We start from the raw sequence: 16005 nt of genomic DNA, 5'->3' as shown, positions 1-16005 counted from the left end.
CGTGCACCGCGTCCCCCTCGGGGTCCTCGACCTCGTCCCGGTCCCCTCCGGCTCCTCCGCCGCCGACGCCCTGCACCACAGCGTCGACCTGGCCCGGCAGACCGAGCGGTTCGGCTACGCCCGCTACTGGTTCGCCGAGCACCACCTCAACCCCGGTGTCGCGGGGACCTCCCCGGCGGTGCTCCTCGCGCTGACGGCCTCCGCCACCTCCTCGATCCGGCTCGGCTCGGGCGCCGTCCAGCTCGGGCACCGCACCGCGCTGTCCACGGTGGAGGAGTTCGGCCTGGTCGACGCCCTCCACCCGGGCCGCCTCGACCTGGGCCTGGGGCGCTCGGCGGGCGCCCCGGAGCCCCGTCCGGCCGGCTCCGAGCCCTTCGTGGGGTACACCCCGAACGGTCTGCGGATCCCCCCGCGCTTCTCCTTCGCCGGGCTGGCCGGCCACCCGGCGGTGGCGCTCCGGCAGCGGCTGCTGAACCTGCCGGGGGCCCGCCCGCAGGACTACGCGGAGCAGGTCGAGGACGTGCTCGCGCTGCTGCGCGGCGACTACCGCTCCGCCGAGGGGATCGCGGTACGCCCCGTGCCCGGTGCGGGCGCCGCGGTGGAGGTGTGGATCCTGGGCAGCAGCGGCGGGCAGAGCGCGGAGACCGCCGGCCGGCACGGCCTGCCCTTCGCGGCGAACTACCACGTCACCCCCGCGACCGTGCTGGAGGCCGTGGAGGCCTACCGGGCCGCGTTCAAGCCGTCGGCGCGGTTGGACCGGCCGTACGTGAGCGTCTCGGCCGACGTGGTCGTGGCCCCCGACGACGCCGGGGCGCGGGAGCTGGCCGCCGGGTACGCGCCCTGGGTGCGCAGCATCCGCACCGCCGAGGGCGCCATCCCCTTCCCCACCCCCGAACAGGCGCGCGCGCTGACCGCCGACTGGTCGGCGGACGACCACGCGCTGGTCGCCGACCGGGTGGAGACGCGGTTCGTGGGCGCGCCGGAGACCGTGGCCGACCACCTCGAACGGCTCCAGGAGGCCACCGGGGCCGACGAGTTGCTGATCACCACGATCACGCACGACCACGCCGACCGGGTCCGCTCGTACCGTCTGCTGGCACGGGAGTGGAGCCGCCGCTGAGGTCCGGGCCCCGTCCGGGTCCCGGACCGGATCTCCGCCGCCGCGCACGGAGGGCTACCCTGTGCCACGTGACGATGCAGACGGACGCCGGGGTGAGCGTCGACGCGATGATCGAGGACCTGCGCACGCTCGTGGAGGTCGAGTCCCCGTCCCGTGAGGTGGAGGCCCTCGCGGCGTCGGCGAAAGCCGTCGCGGGGGTCATCGAGCACCGTCTGGGCGGCCACGCGGTGCTGGTCGAGAGCGAGGCCGGTCCGCACGTCCACTGGTCGGGCGGCGGCGAGCCGAGGGTGCTGATCCTGGGCCACCACGACACGGTGTTCCCGCTGGGCACCCTGGAGCGGCGGCCGTTCACCGTCGCCGGCGACCGGGTGACCGGCCCCGGGGTGTTCGACATGCTGGGCGGGATCGTGCAGGCGGTCCACGGACTGGCGACGCTGGCCGACCGGTCGGGCGTCGAGATCCTGATGACCGCGGACGAGGAGGTCGGCTCCCGTTCCTCCCGGGCCCTGCTGGAGGAGCGCGCCCTGGCCTGCGGCGCCGTGCTGGTGCTGGAGGGCGCCGCCGACGGCGGGGGCCTCAAGACGGGACGCAAGGGCTGCGGCGCCTTCCGGGTGTCGATCGCCGGCCGGGCCTCCCACGCCGGTCTGGAGCCGGCGGCCGGGGTCAACGCCCTGGTCGAGGCGGCCCACCAGGTGCTGGCCATCGCGGCGTTCGGCCGCCCCGCGGCCGGTACCACCGTCACCCCGACGGTGGCCGCCGCGGGCACCCTGGAGAACGTCGTCCCCGCGGAGGCCACCGTCGTGGTGGACGTCCGCGTGGAGTCGGACGAGGAGCGCGAGCGCGTGGAGTCCGCGTTCGCGGCGCTGGCCCCGCACCTGCCCGGGGCGCGGATCACGGTGGAGGGGTCGATCACCCGCCCGCCGATGCCCGAGTCGGCGGCGGCCGGGCTGTTCGCCGTGGCGCAGCGGCTGCTGCCCGGGATCGAGGGCCGGGCGGTGGGCGGCGGCAGCGACGGCAACTTCACCGCCGCGCTGGGCGTTCCGACGCTGGACGGCCTGGGCGCGGTCGGCGGCGGCGCCCACGCCGACCACGAGTACGTGCTGATCGACTCCATGGCCGAGCGGGCTCACCTCGTCGCGGGCCTGGTGGCCGCGCTGCGCGACGGCTGATCTCGCGTGTTGACGCCGGACCCGTCGGTGACGGGCCCGGCGTCCGTGTGCGGCGGCCGTCGGTCGGCTGTCGGCGGCCGCCTGCGGGGCCGGCGGGTCAGACGCGGTCGGCGGCGATCAGGACGTACTGGAAGGACCCGTCCCGGTAGGACTCGATGAACGCCTCCTCGATCCCGGTGACCAGGGAGGAGGTGGCCCGCAGCTCCCAGTAGGGGAGGGTGTCGGGGGTCAGGTCGATCACGGCCTGGGGCACGAGGCGGTTGTCGGCCATGGCGCGCAGGTACTCGCGGCGGGAGTGGATGTTGCACTCGAAGTGGGCGTTGATCTGGGAGACCCACTTCGAGGGCTGGCCGTAACGCGGGTTCCAGCAGCCGGTGATGGTGACGTAGCGGCCGCCGACGGCGAGGACGCGGGAGTGCTCGGCCATCAGGTCGTGCAGGTCCACGTACATGCTGGACTCGTTGTTCCAGGAACCGGCGGCCTGACCGGTCTCGAAGGGCATGTCGAGCATGTTGCAGACCCGGGAGTGAACCGATTCCTCAATGCCGAGTTCCCGGGCGCGGTTGTTGCCGAATTCGGCCTGCTTGGCGGAGAGCGTGACGCCCTCGACCTTGCAGCCGAAGCGCTGGTGGGCCATGACCATGGAGCCGCCGCGGCCGCAGCCGGCGTCCACGAGCGTGTCGTCGCGGCCGATGGTGCCGAGGTGGTCCAGGAGGAGTTCGGCCTGCGCCGATTCCAGCCGGTGCAGTTCGGCGACCAGCTTCTTCTCGTACTCGCTGTCCGCGGTGTCCCCGAGGGCCGCGTGGTCGACGGCGCCGATGCCGTAGTGGTGGTGGTAAAGGCCGTCGACGTCGCCGAGGCGCAGGTTGACGGGCCTGGCCTCCTCGTTCCAGTAGCGGGCGATGTCGCCCTGGTAGGGCGTCGCGGGAGCGGGGATGAACGGGGTGGTGCTGACGGTGCTGGTCATGGAACAGGTCCCCTCGTTTACCAGAAATCGGGCAGGGTGTATCGGTAGGTGTTGGAGGCGTGCCAGTAGTGGTTGCCGTCGACCCAGGCGGCCACGCCCTTCAGGAAGCGGGCCACGCGCGGGTCGGGACAGGCCGCGGTGAGCGCGGCGGACTCGGCCTCGAACTCGTGCATCAGCTCGTTGTGGACCTCGACCGCCTTGAGGTAGGCCTCCTTGTCGGAGAGGCCCTCCTTCTCGGCCAGGACCACCGGCAGGTTCAGGTGCTTGCCGGGGCTCTTGAGTTCCTTCATGTACGAGTAGAGGTCGTTGGAGAGGGTGGTGGCGTTGCCGGCGAGTGCGATGACCCGCTGCATGGCGGGCAGCGCGTGGAGCTCCGCCGGGAGTTCGTAGCCGCCGACGCTGTCGGTGATCGTGGGGCAGGGGCGGAAGTTGTTGAACTGGCGCATCGCCAGGTACTCCCACACCTCCGGGACGTACTCCGTGGCGTCCCAGGCCGCCTCGGCGAGGTACCCCATGTGCAGCCGGGACATGTCGTGCCGGAAGCGGTCCGCCTGGGCGGGGGTGGCGAGGCGGGTGAAGTACCCCATGGCCGAGTGGTAGGAGCGGCGGGCGGCGTCGGAGGAGAGGGACTCCTCCCACGCCGGCCGGTACTCCTGCGTGGTGTGGACCGGGTCGAGGGCGGTGTGCGCCATCAGCAGCAGTCCGCCGACGTCGGGGCCGGTGGCCCCGTCCTCGCAGTAGGCGTCGTCCACGACGTTCTCGGCGACCATCAGCCGGGCGGCGAGCATCAGGTGGTCGAGGGTGGGCGCGTCGGGGTGGCAGGCGACCATGTAGCGGCTGACGGAGAAGCCGTCGAACTGGTCCTCCCACTCCGCGGGGAACGCCTGGACCTCGTCCACGGCCCACGCCTTGATCCGGCGGCTGAGCTCCGCCACGCGGACGGGGTCGGGCTCGGGTACCGGGTGGTGGTAGAGGCCGGGGATCGGCCGCATCTCCGCCGGGGCGGGGGGCTCCGGCGCGGCGGGGGCCTCGGCCGTGGCCGGGGGCGGCGCGGGCCGGGCCCAGTGCAGGGCCTCCGTGCCCAGGCCGGCGGGGCCGCGCAGGATCCGTTCCAGGGCGGCCGGCGAGTGGGCGGCCTCGGCGGGCGCGGGCGGGTCGGGGGCCTGGGCCTCGGGCGCCGGGGCGGTGCCGAAGGGCAGCACCGGCCGGGAGGGCAGGGCCCGTGCGAGGACGGCGGCGGCCGCTGCGGCGCCGTCGGCGCGGACGGGTGCGAGGGCGTCGGCGAGGGCCGGGGCCCCGAAGCGGGCCGCCGGTGCGGGCGGGCCCGGCTGCAAGGGGGAAGGCCCGGGATCGGGCATCCGTGGCTCCTTGGTGGGGTGGGGTCTGGGCCGGCCCGGCTCCCGGGCGCGCGGGGTCGGCCCCGGGAAGGTTCGGGCCGTCGTGGCCTCGGGCGGCGGCAGGTACTAGTCGCGCCTGCGGGCGATCTGCACGTTCTCCAGCACGCCGAGCGCGTCGGGCACGAGGATCGCGGCGGAGTAGTAGGTGGAGACCAGGTAGGAGATGATCGACCGCTCGTCGATCCCCATGAAGCGCACGGACAGGCCCGGCTCGTACTCCTCCGGCAGGCCGGTCTGGCGCAGGCCGATGACGCCCTGGTTGTCCTCGCCCGGGCGCATCGCCAGGATGGAGCTGGTGTTCTCCTTGGTGATCGGGATCTTGTTGCAGGGCAGGATCGGGACCCCGCGCCAGGCCGGCACCTGCTGTCCGCCGAGGTCGACGTGGTCCGGGTAGAGGCCGCGCGCGTTGAACTCGCGCCCGATCGCCGCGATCGTCTTCGGGTGGGCGAAGAGGAAGCGGGTGCCGCGGCGGCGGCACAGGAGCTCGTCGAGGTCGTCCGGGGTGGGCGGGCCGGAGTGGGTCTGGATGCGCTGCTTGAAGTCGGCGTTGTGGAGCAGGCCGAACTCCCGGTTGTTGATCAGCTCGTGCTCCTGGCGCTCGCGCAGCGCCTCGATGGTGAGCCTGAGCTGTTCCTCGGTCTGGTTGTGCGGCCCGTTGTAGAGGTCGGCGACCCTGGTGTGGACGCGCAGGACGGTCTGCGCGACGGAGAGTTCGTACTCGCGGGGGTTGAGCTCGTAGTCGACGAAGGCGCCGGGGAGTTCGGCCTCGCCGGTGTGGCCGGCGGACATGGCGATCTCGGCCTCGCCGTGGCGGTTCTGCCGCTGGAGCGGGAGGGAGCTGAACTTCCGGATGTGTTCCTGGAGGTGGGGCGCCTGGGCCAGGACGGCGGCGAACTCGGCGCGGGAGAGCGTGAGCAGGGTGCCGGGGGTGTCGGCGGTGGCGGTGTAGTCCCAGGTGGCGTCGGCGTCGAGGAGGGCGTTCTCGCCGAAGCGCTCGCCGTCGGCGAGGACGGCGACCGCGACCTCGTCGCCGTACTTGCCGACGGAGGTCTGGCTGATGCGGCCGTGGGCGATGAGGTGGATCTGGTCGGCGGGGGTGCCGCGTTCGACGAGGACCTCGCCGGCCCGGAAGTCGCGCTGGACGCAGCGGTCGGCGATGGCGGTCAGTACCTGGACGTCGTCGAAGCCGCGCAGCAGGGCGAGTTCGCCGAGCTCCTGGGGGATCACCCGGACGCTGGCGCCGTCCTGGACGAAGTCGATGCTGCCGTCGCCGACGGTGTAGCTCAGCCGGCGGTTGACCCGGTAGGTGCCGCCCTTGGTCTCCACCCAGGGGAGCATCCGCAGCAGCCACCGGGAGGTGATCTCCTGCATCTGCGGGGCGGACTTGGTGGTGGTGGCAAGGTTGCGGGCGGCGGCCGTGCTGAGGCTCTGCTGCTGGGGAGGCTCCTGCAGCTGCGCTTCGGGGCTGGTGTCGATGGTCATCGGACGAGCTCTCCTTCGTAATACCGGAAAAAGGGGATGAATATCCGGGAATCCGTCCAGATCCTGAGGAACAGTAACGGCCGCTTCGCCCAGTGGACCTTGAAATGCCCTGGGCATTACTTCGATGCAGTGATCTTTCTCGGCGGGATGTTTGCGGCACCGACCAGCATGGTTTCGGCCGCGGGCGCGAAAAAAGGCCCCTCCCTCCGCGCTGGTCGCGCGGCGGGAGGGGCCCGGGAGTGCCCGTCGGGGCAGTCCGTCAGGTGCGGTACGCGAAGTACTTGGCGCTCGGGTAAGAAGCCAGGATGCTCGCGAGCGACTTCCGGTACGTGTTGGTGGAGTGGTACGTCAGGTAAGGCATTCCGGCCTTGCTGCGGTACGTCACCATCATGGAGTGGTCCTTGGACCCGTCCCGGTTGAAGTCCGCCTGCAGGATGTCGCCGACGTCCAGCTGGTACACGTTGGCCAGGTTGGCCGCCCGCTGGTTGGAGAGCGTGAACCAGGCCCACTCGTTGGCTCCGACCCAGGAATCCGACTGGCGGCTGCCGTCGTACCACCAGTTGCGGTAGTCCGTCGAGGTGCCCGGTACCGGCTTCCATCCGCCCGCGTTCAGTGCCTGGCTGATGAAGTTGGTGCAGTCGCCGCCGTTGCCGCTGAACTTGCGGTACGCCGGGTTGTAGTTGCTCCAGTACTTCTCCGCGTACTGCGCCATGGCGGTGTAGTTGTACGCGCCGCCGGTCAGCGTCTTGGGCTTGGCCGTGGCCGGGTACGTGGTGGCCGCGGGCGTCCCGTCCGGGTACTGGTTGCCGTCGTCCGTGACGACGGCCGCCTTGGCGGCGACGGGCTCGTTGACCGCGACGGGGCCGTTCTCCTGGGACTTGATCGTCTGGAGCTCCCAGTCACCGCCCTTCTTGCCGGTGAGGCTGAGCTCGTAGCGGGTCGTGAAGTCCGTCGTGGACGGCTCGTCCCCGCGCACCTTCTTGTAGGTGAGCGTGGTCTGCTCGGTGACCTGGACGGTCGCCTTGCCCCCGGTCACCGTGGCGCGGTCGACGGTCACCTTGGTGTCGGCGCCGCTGTAGACCTCGCCCAGCTGCGCCAGCCGGGTCTTGCGGTCGCGCAGCGACTGGATCGCCGTGTCCTGTTCCTTCTTCAGCCCGTCCGACATGCGGGCCTTCTTCTTGCCCCCCTGGCCGTGGCCGTGGCGCACGGTCTGGCCGTCGACGAGTGCCTGGGTGCGCTGCGAGAGCACGTCGTCCGCGAGGCGGCCGAAGGCATCGGTGGTGGCCTGGTCGGCCGCTACGGGGCCGGAGACGGCGTTCGCCGAGTAGGCGAAGAAGCCCCCGGACGCCAGGGCCACGGTCAGGGCCGCGATGGCGGCGGGCCTGAACCTCTTAGGTATCACTGTTTTCCCCTTGTCACCCGGTCCACACAGACCGGGAGGACGGAATTTTCGCACAACTAGCCGACCGATTCGCCGCGTTCCGCTTTGTCACCGGATGCCCGGTAGGAACCGCTCGGCGGCACAGCCCTCCTACTCCGCTTCGGCACGGCGGAAGGGCACTCGGGCCCGGGGGGCGCCGGCCGTGGGCACCTGGAACGGCTCACAGCAAATGCATCTAGGGTGTCCGGGAAAGCACGGAAGAGGGAGCATCCGCAGTGGCCAGGCACGATACGGGCGGAAGAGGGCGGTCTCGGGGCAGACGCGCGCCCGCGGACCCCGGCGCAGCGGCCTCGGCGGGCCGCAGGAGCGGGTCGGGGGCGCGCCGGCGCCGCCGCGCGGGAGCGGGGCGGCTGCGGGCGCTCGCGCCGGTCCTGGAGCGGGTGCTCGGGCCCGCCGCCGCCCGGGTGCGCCCGCTGCTGCGGCGGATGCGGCCGGCGTACCCGAGGCCCGGGCGCAGCGGCTGGCGCCGCTGGATACCCTCCTGGCGCCAGTGGCTGGGCGCCTGCCTGTACCTGTTCACGGGTCTCGTCGCCTTCGTCGGCATCGCGTACGCCACCACGGACATACCGGACGACCTCAACTCTTTCGCCACACAGCAGGACAACGTCTACTACTGGGCCGACGGCTCCACGATGGCCCGGACCGGCTGGGTCAGCCGGCAGGAGATGCCCCTGGACAAGGTGCCCCCCAAGGTCCAGGGCGCGGTGCTCGCGGCCGAGAACGCCAGCTTCTACACCGACCCCGGGGTCTCCCCCTCCGGGGTCATGCGCGCCGTGCGCGCGGCCCTCACCGGCGGCGAGACCCAGGGCGGGTCCACCATCACCCAGCAGTACGTGAAGAACGCCTACCTGAACCAGGACCGCACCCTCTCGCGGAAGTTCACCGAGATCCTGCTGGCCCTGAAGCTGGACAACCAGACCGGCAAGAAGCAGATCCTGCAGGACTACCTCAACACCAGCTGGTTCGGCCGGGGCACCTACGGCATCCAGCGCGCCGCGCAGGCGTACTACGGCAAGGACGTCTCGAAGCTCTCCCCCAGCGAGGGCGCCTTCCTCGCCTCCCTGCTCAAGGGCGCCGGCCTGTACGACCCCGCGCTCGGCCCGGAGAACCACAAGCGGGCGGTGGAGCGCTGGGGCTGGATCCTGGACCGCATGGTCGAGACGGGCACGCTCACGCCCGCGGAGCGCGCGACGTACAAGACGTTCCCGGAGCCCACGGGCCCGGGCACGGCCGGCACGCCCGGCGCGCAGAACGGCTACCTGGTGGAACTGGCCAAGGCCTACGCGATCAAGGCGGGGCACATCAAGGACTCCGACTTCGACCTCGGCGGCTACCAGATCTACACCACGTTCGACCGGTCACGGATGGCCGCGCTGACCGACGCCGTGCAGAAGGCGCAGCAGGACTTCGACGCGGAGAAGCGGCCCGGGACCGACACGCACGCGAAGATCGGCGCGGCGAGCGTGGCCGCCGACGGCCGGCTGCTCGCGGTCTACGGCGGCCCCGACTACCTCAAGCAGGGGTTCAACCAGGCGAACTCGACGACGATCCCGGTCGGGACGGCGTTCACGCCGCTGGTGTACGCGGCGGCGCTGGAGGAGGGGGTGGTGCGCACCCGCGGCAAGGACCGCACGCCCGTCTCGCCGTCCACGGTCTACGACGGCAACGACCAGGTGACCGTGCAGACGCCGGAGGGCCCGTACTGGGACCGCAGCGGCAAGGTGGTCAAGGGCCACAACGACGGGAACAAGAGCTGGGGGCAGGTGACCCTCCAGCAGGCGGTGGCGAACTCGGTGAACACCCCCATGCTCCAGCTCGGGCTCGACGTGGGGCTGGACCGGGTGGAGTCGTTCGCGGAGCGGGCCGGCCTGCTGCCGTCGAGCCTCGGGACGCGGATCCCGACGTTCTCGCTGGGGGAGAACTCCAAGCCCAGCGCGATCCGCATGGCCGGCGCCTACGCGACCTTCGCGGCGGACGGGATGCACACCGACCCGTACTCGGTGCGTTCGGCCAGCCGCAACGGGGCGGCGCTGCCGCTGGAGGCGCCGAAGCCGGTCCGGGCGATGTCGGCGAAGACGGCCCGGTCGGTGACGGAGGCCCTGCGGAGCTCGGTCACCGAGGGGGCGGCGAAGGCCGCGGCCAAGGCGCAGCCGGGCGCGGCCGGCAAGACGGGGACCACCGCGGCGAACACGGCGGGCTGGTTCGTGGCGAACACCGCGAAGGAGTCCACGGCGGTGGTCGTCTACCGGATGGCGCTGACCGACCTGATCGCGCTGCCGCTGACCGGGCTGGGCGGGGACGCGCCGGGCACGCCGGGCAGCGACCGGGCGGTGCGGCTGTGGACGGACTACATCAAGGCGGTCAAGTAGACCGCGGCGGGAGCGGGGCCGGGGGCGGCCCGGGCCCCGGCCGCCCTACTTGACCAGGGTGTTCCAGTCGGGCGCCTGCGCGGGGTCGAGCATGCGCAGCTGGGCCAGGACCTTGGGGTCCTGGGCGTCGAGCCAGTCCGACAGCTCCTTGAAGGACACGCAGCGGACGTCCTGGCGCGGGCAGACGTCCCGCATGACGTCCTCGACGGCCTGCATGTAGATGCCGCCGTTCCAGTCCTCGAAGTGGTTTCCGATGAACATGGGGGCCCGGCTGCCGTTGTAGACGCGGTTGAAGCCGTTCAGGTACGAGGCGCGGGTCTGCGCCTCCCAGCCCCGGTACTTCGCCGGGTCGCCCTTGGTGCTGTCGCCGGACTGGTTGTAGAGGAAGTTGAAGTCCATGGAGAGGACCTGCAGCTCCTTGCCCTGGAGGGGGACGAGCTGGAGGGGGAAGTTCCAGATGCCGCTCGTCTTGGACGGCCACAGCTGGAAGTCGCCCGAGGAGCTCGCGTCGTAGCGCCAGCCGTACGGCTTGATCGCGGTGAGCAGGTTCTTCTGGCCCTCCAGGCAGGGCGCGCGGCCGCCGACGACCTCGCGGTCGGGGTCGAAGGGCAGGGGCTCCTCGCTGGTGAAGCCGGTGTTGGTCTTCCAGTTCTTGACGAACCCGTACGTCTGGTCGATCTCGCTCTTCCACTCGTCGGGGCTCCAGTCCCCGCCGCCCTTGGGGCCGCAGAAGTGCCCGTTGAAGTGGGATCCGATCTCGTCGCCGTCGGCCCAGGCGCCGCGCAGCTGGGCGAGGGTGCTCTTCACGTGCGGCACGGTCGGGTAGGAGATGGCGGACGAGCCCTGCGGGTGCTGCGGGGGGTGGTAGAGCATCTTCTTCGAGTCGGGCAGGAGGTAGATGCCGGTGAGGAAGAAGGTCATGTGGGCCTTGCTCTCCTTGGCCACCTGACGGAAGTGCGAGAAGAGGTGGTCGTCGCCCTCCAGGGCGCCGTCCCAGGAGAAGACCACGAACTGCGGCGGCTTCTCGCCGGGCTTGAGCTTCTCGGGCTTGAGCTGTCCCGGCTGCGGCCCGGTGTAGGAGGTGGAGCCGTCGCCCAGCACCTTGACCTTGCCGTCCCAGGGCTGCTCGGCGCCCTTCGCGGCGGCGGCCGCCTCGGCGGCGCTCTCCGTGGCGGCGAGCTTGGCCTCGCCCTGGGCGGGGGTGCCGCCGAGGGTGAACGCGTACGCCGTGGCGGCCGCCCCGCCGATGGCGAGGACGGCCACGGCTATGCCCAGGCGCTTGCGGCCGCGAGCCTTGCGCTGGAGCTTGCGGGCACTCCGGGACTCCGTCCGGGCGCCCGGAACGGTGTCGGTGTCGGCCATGCCTGTCGTCCCCCCTGATCACCGCAGCCGGGCCGCCGCGCGTGGTTCGTACGAATATAGAACTTGTCGGCACTCTTCCCGCACCCCGGACCCCCCGGGCCCGTCGCTTCACAGCCATCTCACAGCACCTCCGGGAGGTCCGGGCCCCACGCCTCCTGTCCTTCCCGGAACGTTCTCCTCCAGTCCAGCCGCGGATACGGACCTGCGTTCACCACCGCCCGCTGCGGGTAGGCGCCGCACATGAGCTACGTCACCTCCGGCCAGGAGTACTCCCGGGACGACCGCTACCTCACCACGCGGATCACCGCGGACGGCCGGGACGGGTTCCCCGTGGAGCCCGGGCGGTACCGTCTGGTGGTCAGCCGGGCCTGTCCGTGGGCGAACCGGGCGATCATCGTGCGGCGGCTCCTCGGGCTGGAGGAGGCCCTCCCCATGGCCGTGGCCGGGCCGGTCCACGACGAGCGCAGCTGGAGCTTCGACCTGGACCCGGGCGGGCGCGATCCGGTGCTCGGCATCGAACGGCTCCAGGAGGCCTACTTCGCCCGGGACCCCGGCTACGACCGGGGGATCACGGTGCCGGCGATCGTGGACGTCCCGACCGGGCGGGTGGTGACCAACGACTTCCCGCAGATCACCCTCGACCTGTCGCTCCAGTGGACCGCCCATCACCGCGCGGGCGCCCCCGACCTCTACCCCCGGGAGCTGCGCCCGCAGATCGACACGGTGAACGAGGTGGTGTACCGGGACGTGAACAACGGCGTCTGCCGGGCGGGCTTCGCCGGCTCCCAGGAGGCGTACGCGCGGGCGTACCAGCAGCTGTTCGACCGGCTCACCTGGCTCTCCGAGCGGCTGGCCGGCTCCCGCTACCTCGTCGGCGACACGATCACGGAGGCCGACGTCCGGCTGTTCACCACCCTCGTGCGCTTCGACGCGGTCTACCACGGCCACTTCAAGTGCAACCGGCGGAAGCTGAGCGAGATGCCGGTGCTGTGGGACTACGCCCGGGACCTGTTCCAGACGCCGGGGTTCGGCGACACGATCGACTTCGACCACATCAAACGGCACTACTACCTGGTGCACACGGACATCAACCCGACCGGCATCGTGCCGGCCGGCCCCGACACCCGGGGATGGCTCGCGCCGCACGGCCGGGCCGCCCTGGGCGGCCGCCCCTTCGGCGACGGCACCGCCCCCGGCCCCGTACGGCCCGCGGAGGCGGTCCCGCAGGGCCACAATCCGCTGTACTGAGGTCCCGTTCACCTTTTGTCGCGACCGGTTCCGGTTTGCCGGGAGGCCGGGTGGGCAGCCGCGTCCCTGCGGGCGGGTAATCACCCGGGACGGAGGACCGAGATGTCGACAAGCACACTCATAGCCATTGTGGTGGCCGCGGTGGTCGTGGTGCTCGCCATCACCGTGACCCTCGCGCTGCTCGGCCGACGGCGTCATCTGCGCCGCCGGTTCGGACCCGAGTACGAGCGCGCGGTCGAGGAGAAGGGCGGCGTCCTGGCCGCCGAGCGCGACCTGCACGCCCGCGAGGTCCGGCACGACAAGCTCGACATCCGGGAGCTGCCGCCGGAGCGGCGGCGCCAGTTCGCCGACCGGTGGAGCGAGGTCCAGGAACACTTCGTGGACCAGCCGGCCGGGTCGGTCGACGAGGCCGACGAACTGGTGGCGAAGCTGATGCGGGAGCGCGGCTACCCCACCGACGGGTACCACGGCGCCGTCCGTGACCTGTCGGTCGAACACGGCCGGACGCTGGAGCACTACCGGGCCGCGCACGAGGTCAGGTCGCGCAGCGCGGACGGGCAGGCGACCACGGAGGAACTCCGCGCGGCGATGGTGCACTACCGCGCACTGTTCGACGAACTGCTGACGGACCAGAGGAGCCGGTGACATGGGCACCCACGACGACATACGGCGGGGCGAAACCCCCCTGACCACGGAGGACCTCGCGGGACCGGGCGCGGCCGGCGAACCGGACGCGGGACCCCCGGTCTACCCGGGCGAGGCGACCGGTGAGTCCCTGTCCGGCGGGTCCCTGTCCGGCGGATCCGCCGACGAGGACGAGGAGACCGCCGGCCGGGACGAGGAGGACCTCCTGGCCGGCCGGACGGACGACGAGGCGGCGGACCGGCCCGCGGAGGACTCCCGGGACGGCTCGGCGGCCGGAGCCGCGGCGGCCGAGGGCGGTGACGGGGAGCCCCTGCTCGACCCCGGGGACACGGAGCGCTATCGGACGGCCTGGGGCGAGATCCAGGGACGCTTCGTCGACGACCCGCGCGAGGCGGTCACCTCGGCGGACACCCTGGTGGCCGAGGTGATGCAGAGCCTCGCCGGCACCTTCGCCTCGCACAAGCAGGAGCTGGAGGGGCAGTGGCAGCGGGGTGACGACGTGGCGACGGAGGACCTGCGCCAGGCCCTCCGGCACTACCGCTCGTTCTTCAACCGCCTGCTCAACGCCTGAGCGGGGACTTCCCCCCCGCGGGTGCCGCCGGCCCGGGCCGGCGGCACCCGCGCGCGTCCCTACACTCCGGGGATCTGCCGGGCCCGGAAGGCCGCGCGGACGGCGGCCGCCGCGTCCGCCCCGTACATCCGCTGGGCGGTGGCGATGGTCGTCAGCGCCGCGTCCTGGAAGCCGGTGTCCGGGCGGAAGCCGAACTGGGCGTCGACGATGATCCGGCCGGCCGTCCGCGCACCGAGCGACTGCCGGATGTCGAACAGGGCCCGGGACCAGATCTCCCCGTCCGCGTGGACCTCTCCGACGCGGTCGGCGTAGACCTTGTTCCCGTCGATGCGCCGCAGGCAGTGCGGGGCCGCGCTGTACTCCACCGAGTCCCAGTCGCCCACGCAGGCCAGGTCGGTCTTGCGCGGCCAGCCGTAGCGCTCGTCCGCGTTCGCGCCGACGGAGACGGCCAGGAAGTCGCCGAAGGCCTCGCCGATCGCGCCCGCCTCCGGCGAGCTGCCGAAGCCGGGCACCTGGGCGTTGTGCACGGCGTGCCCGTACTCGTGGACGATGACCTCGGCGTCCTCGGCATCGTCCACGCCGCCCTTGCCGAAGCGGATCTCGGCCTTCTTGTCGGAGAAGAAGGAGTTGTCGGCGCCCCACTGGTTGATCCGTACGGGCTGCGCGCGGTCGTTGGCGCCGGGCAGTTCGCTGCCGAATCCCAGGCCCTGCAGGTACTCCTGCGCCTCGTTGACCCAGAAGTAGGCCATCACCTGCTCGAACCCGTCGTCCTTGCGGCTGAAGGAGGCGGCGTCCGTGACGCGGACCGGGGCGCCGGTCTCCGACCGGACGGCCGCCCACTTGCCCGAGAGGGTGCCACTGGCGTCGAGGTTGCGCAGCGCGGCGAGGGTGTAGGCGGAGGCCGGGACGGCCGCGTCGCCGTCCTTGCCGTCGGTGAGCGTCTGGTCGCCTGAGGACTGGACGGGGTTGACCATGAAGATCCGCCCCTGGGGCGGTGTGGGGGCGGCCGCGGCGGTGCCGGCGGACTGGGCGGAGACGGGGCCGGCGAGGGTGAGCGTGGCCACGGTGGCGGTGGCCGCGGCGACGAGGCCGCGGGATATGCGGCGAGCCATACAGATCCTCCTGGGACGGGGGGGTGGGGAGGTGTGCGCGTGGTGCGGGCGTGATCCTTGCGCACGCGGCCCCCGTTTGACCAGGCCTCGGACGCCTCGGGGGCCGGTCCGCCGGAAATCCTCCGGTACGCCCCTGCCGGAGGCGGAGCCGTAGGTACGGCGAGGGCGGGGGCTGCCCAAGGCCGGTGGAGGGACCGGGAGTCGGGCCCTTCGTCGGGGTGGCGCCCGGGTCGGGGCGGACGGGGGGCCGGTGCGAGGATGAACGCGCCATGACCCCGGGCCACTGGTTACGCGCCGCGCGGGCCGCGATGTTCGCGGCCCTCTGCGTGCTGCTCGCGGCGACCGGCCACCTCCTGATGTCGGACCGCCCCGTCCCCTGGTGGGCGCTGGCGGCCGCGTTCACGGGGACGGCGGCGGGGGCCTGGGGTCTCGCGGGCCGCGAGCGCGGGCCGCTGGCCGTCACCTCGGCGGCCCTGGCCGTCCAGGCGGCGCTGCACGGCGGGTTCACCCTGGCGCAGCGTGCGGCTCCGGCGGGTACGGCCGCGGCGGGCCCGCACGCGATGTGCGCCGCGCGGGGCATGCCGTCCATGGCGATGCGCTCCATGCCCATGCCGTCGATGCCGTCGCCCGCCGTGCCCGCCGTGCCCGACGGCGCCGCCATGGCGACGGGATGCGGCCACACCATGGCGCACCTGTCCCCGGCGGACCCCTCCGCCGTCGGGATGCTCGCCGGGCACGTGCTCGCCGCGGTGCTCTGCGCCCTGTGGCTCGCCTACGCGGAGCGGGGGGTCTTCCGCGTCCTGCGTGCGCTGGCGGCGCGGCTGCGGACGCCCCTGCGCGTGCTGTTCGGTCCCTTCGCGCCGGTACCGCACCACCCCCGGATCCATGTCCTCCGGGCCCGCCGGGAGCACGCGCCGCGCCGGCTGCTCCTCGTCCGTTCCCTCACCTCACGGGGGCCGCCTCCGGGAACCGCTGTCTGCTGACAGCCGGATCCCCGGGCGCCCGCCGACGCTCCGCGCGTCGCGGCCCGGGTCTCGGCCATGCCCTGCGGCAGGCCGATCACCCTTCACCGGTGCCGCCGGGCGCGGCGCCGGATTTCCCGTGCCTCGAAGGAACTTGTGG

The 16005-nt window shown here is 72.6% G+C and carries 13 protein-coding genes; 7 read left to right on the top strand and 6 right to left on the bottom strand.

Translation table 11 applies throughout. From position 1 onward, the window contains the following. Position 1: 1 nt before the first annotated feature. Both ACFY0O_RS11980 and ACFY0O_RS11975 read left to right on the top strand, forming a co-directional pair. Positions 2-1120 (top strand): LLM class flavin-dependent oxidoreductase, encoded by a 1119-nt coding sequence (locus tag ACFY0O_RS11980; protein ID WP_388945878.1) that lies wholly within the window; start codon positions 2-4, stop codon positions 1118-1120. A 74-nt stretch (positions 1121-1194) separates the two neighbouring features. Continuing rightward, positions 1195-2289 carry a M20 family metallopeptidase gene (locus ACFY0O_RS11975; RefSeq protein WP_358897381.1) on the top strand — a complete coding sequence of 365 codons (1095 nt, stop codon included), beginning with the start codon at positions 1195-1197 and terminating at the stop codon, positions 2287-2289. A gap of 97 nt (positions 2290-2386) precedes the next feature. Here ACFY0O_RS11975 and ACFY0O_RS11970 read toward each other — a convergent pair whose 3' ends face one another. The 4 genes from ACFY0O_RS11970 to ACFY0O_RS11955 all read right to left on the bottom strand — a co-directional run bounded on the left by ACFY0O_RS11970 (position 2387) and on the right by ACFY0O_RS11955 (position 7537). Beyond that, positions 2387-3256: a geranyl diphosphate 2-C-methyltransferase gene (locus ACFY0O_RS11970; protein WP_358897363.1), complete on the bottom strand. Its 870-nt coding sequence runs from the start codon at positions 3254-3256 to the stop codon at positions 2387-2389. Positions 3257-3273: 17 nt separating this feature from the next. After that, a complete protein-coding gene (locus ACFY0O_RS11965) occupies positions 3274-4614 on the bottom strand; it encodes a family 2 encapsulin nanocompartment cargo protein terpene cyclase (RefSeq protein ID WP_388945874.1) in 1341 nt (446 codons plus the stop codon). Positions 4615-4719: 105 nt separating this feature from the next. Then, complete coding sequence (locus ACFY0O_RS11960) at positions 4720-6135, bottom strand: family 2B encapsulin nanocompartment shell protein (protein ID WP_388945871.1); 1416 nt, start codon at positions 6133-6135, stop codon at positions 4720-4722. Positions 6136-6394: 259 nt separating this feature from the next. Then, the gene (locus tag ACFY0O_RS11955) at positions 6395-7537 is read right to left on the bottom strand and encodes an amidase domain-containing protein (protein ID WP_388945869.1); all 1143 of its coding nucleotides are present in this window, start codon (positions 7535-7537) and stop codon (positions 6395-6397) included. A 464-nt stretch (positions 7538-8001) separates the two neighbouring features. On the opposite strand from ACFY0O_RS11955, the gene ACFY0O_RS11950 reads away from it, so the two are divergent. Further along, positions 8002-9945 carry a transglycosylase domain-containing protein gene (locus tag ACFY0O_RS11950; RefSeq protein ID WP_388946689.1) on the top strand — a complete coding sequence of 648 codons (1944 nt, stop codon included), beginning with the start codon at positions 8002-8004 and terminating at the stop codon, positions 9943-9945. A 45-nt stretch (positions 9946-9990) separates the two neighbouring features. Here the strand turns inward: ACFY0O_RS11950 and ACFY0O_RS11945 are convergent, their stop codons facing one another. After that, positions 9991-11307, bottom strand: a complete 1317-nt coding sequence (locus tag ACFY0O_RS11945; RefSeq protein WP_388945866.1) for a hypothetical protein — start codon at positions 11305-11307, stop codon at positions 9991-9993. 240 nt (positions 11308-11547) lie between these two features. Here ACFY0O_RS11945 and ACFY0O_RS11940 point away from each other — a divergent pair, with 240 nt between their 5' ends. The 3 genes from ACFY0O_RS11940 to ACFY0O_RS11930 all read left to right on the top strand — a co-directional run bounded on the left by ACFY0O_RS11940 (position 11548) and on the right by ACFY0O_RS11930 (position 13771). Then, positions 11548-12555 (top strand): glutathione S-transferase family protein, encoded by a 1008-nt coding sequence (locus ACFY0O_RS11940; protein ID WP_388945863.1) that lies wholly within the window; start codon positions 11548-11550, stop codon positions 12553-12555. Positions 12556-12657: 102 nt separating this feature from the next. Beyond that, entirely contained in the window at positions 12658-13200 is a 543-nt protein-coding gene (locus ACFY0O_RS11935; RefSeq protein WP_388945860.1) for a hypothetical protein, read from the top strand. A 1-nt stretch (position 13201) separates the two neighbouring features. Next, positions 13202-13771, top strand: a complete 570-nt coding sequence (locus tag ACFY0O_RS11930; RefSeq protein ID WP_388945858.1) for a hypothetical protein — start codon at positions 13202-13204, stop codon at positions 13769-13771. Between the two features lie 59 nt (positions 13772-13830). On the opposite strand, the gene ACFY0O_RS11925 is transcribed toward ACFY0O_RS11930, so the two are convergent. After that, a complete protein-coding gene (locus ACFY0O_RS11925) occupies positions 13831-14883 on the bottom strand; it encodes a M36 family metallopeptidase (protein WP_388945855.1) in 1053 nt (350 codons plus the stop codon). 269 nt (positions 14884-15152) lie between these two features. On the opposite strand from ACFY0O_RS11925, the gene ACFY0O_RS11920 reads away from it, so the two are divergent. Continuing rightward, the gene (locus tag ACFY0O_RS11920; RefSeq protein ID WP_388945852.1) at positions 15153-15866 is read left to right on the top strand and encodes a hypothetical protein; all 714 of its coding nucleotides are present in this window, start codon (positions 15153-15155) and stop codon (positions 15864-15866) included. Positions 15867-16005: the final 139 nt, after the last annotated feature.

The organism is Streptomyces sp. NPDC001594, from assembly GCF_042893675.1.
In the GTDB taxonomy this organism is placed as follows: domain Bacteria; phylum Actinomycetota; class Actinomycetes; order Streptomycetales; family Streptomycetaceae; genus Streptomyces.
This window is presented reverse-complemented; position numbering and strand designations above follow the sequence as displayed.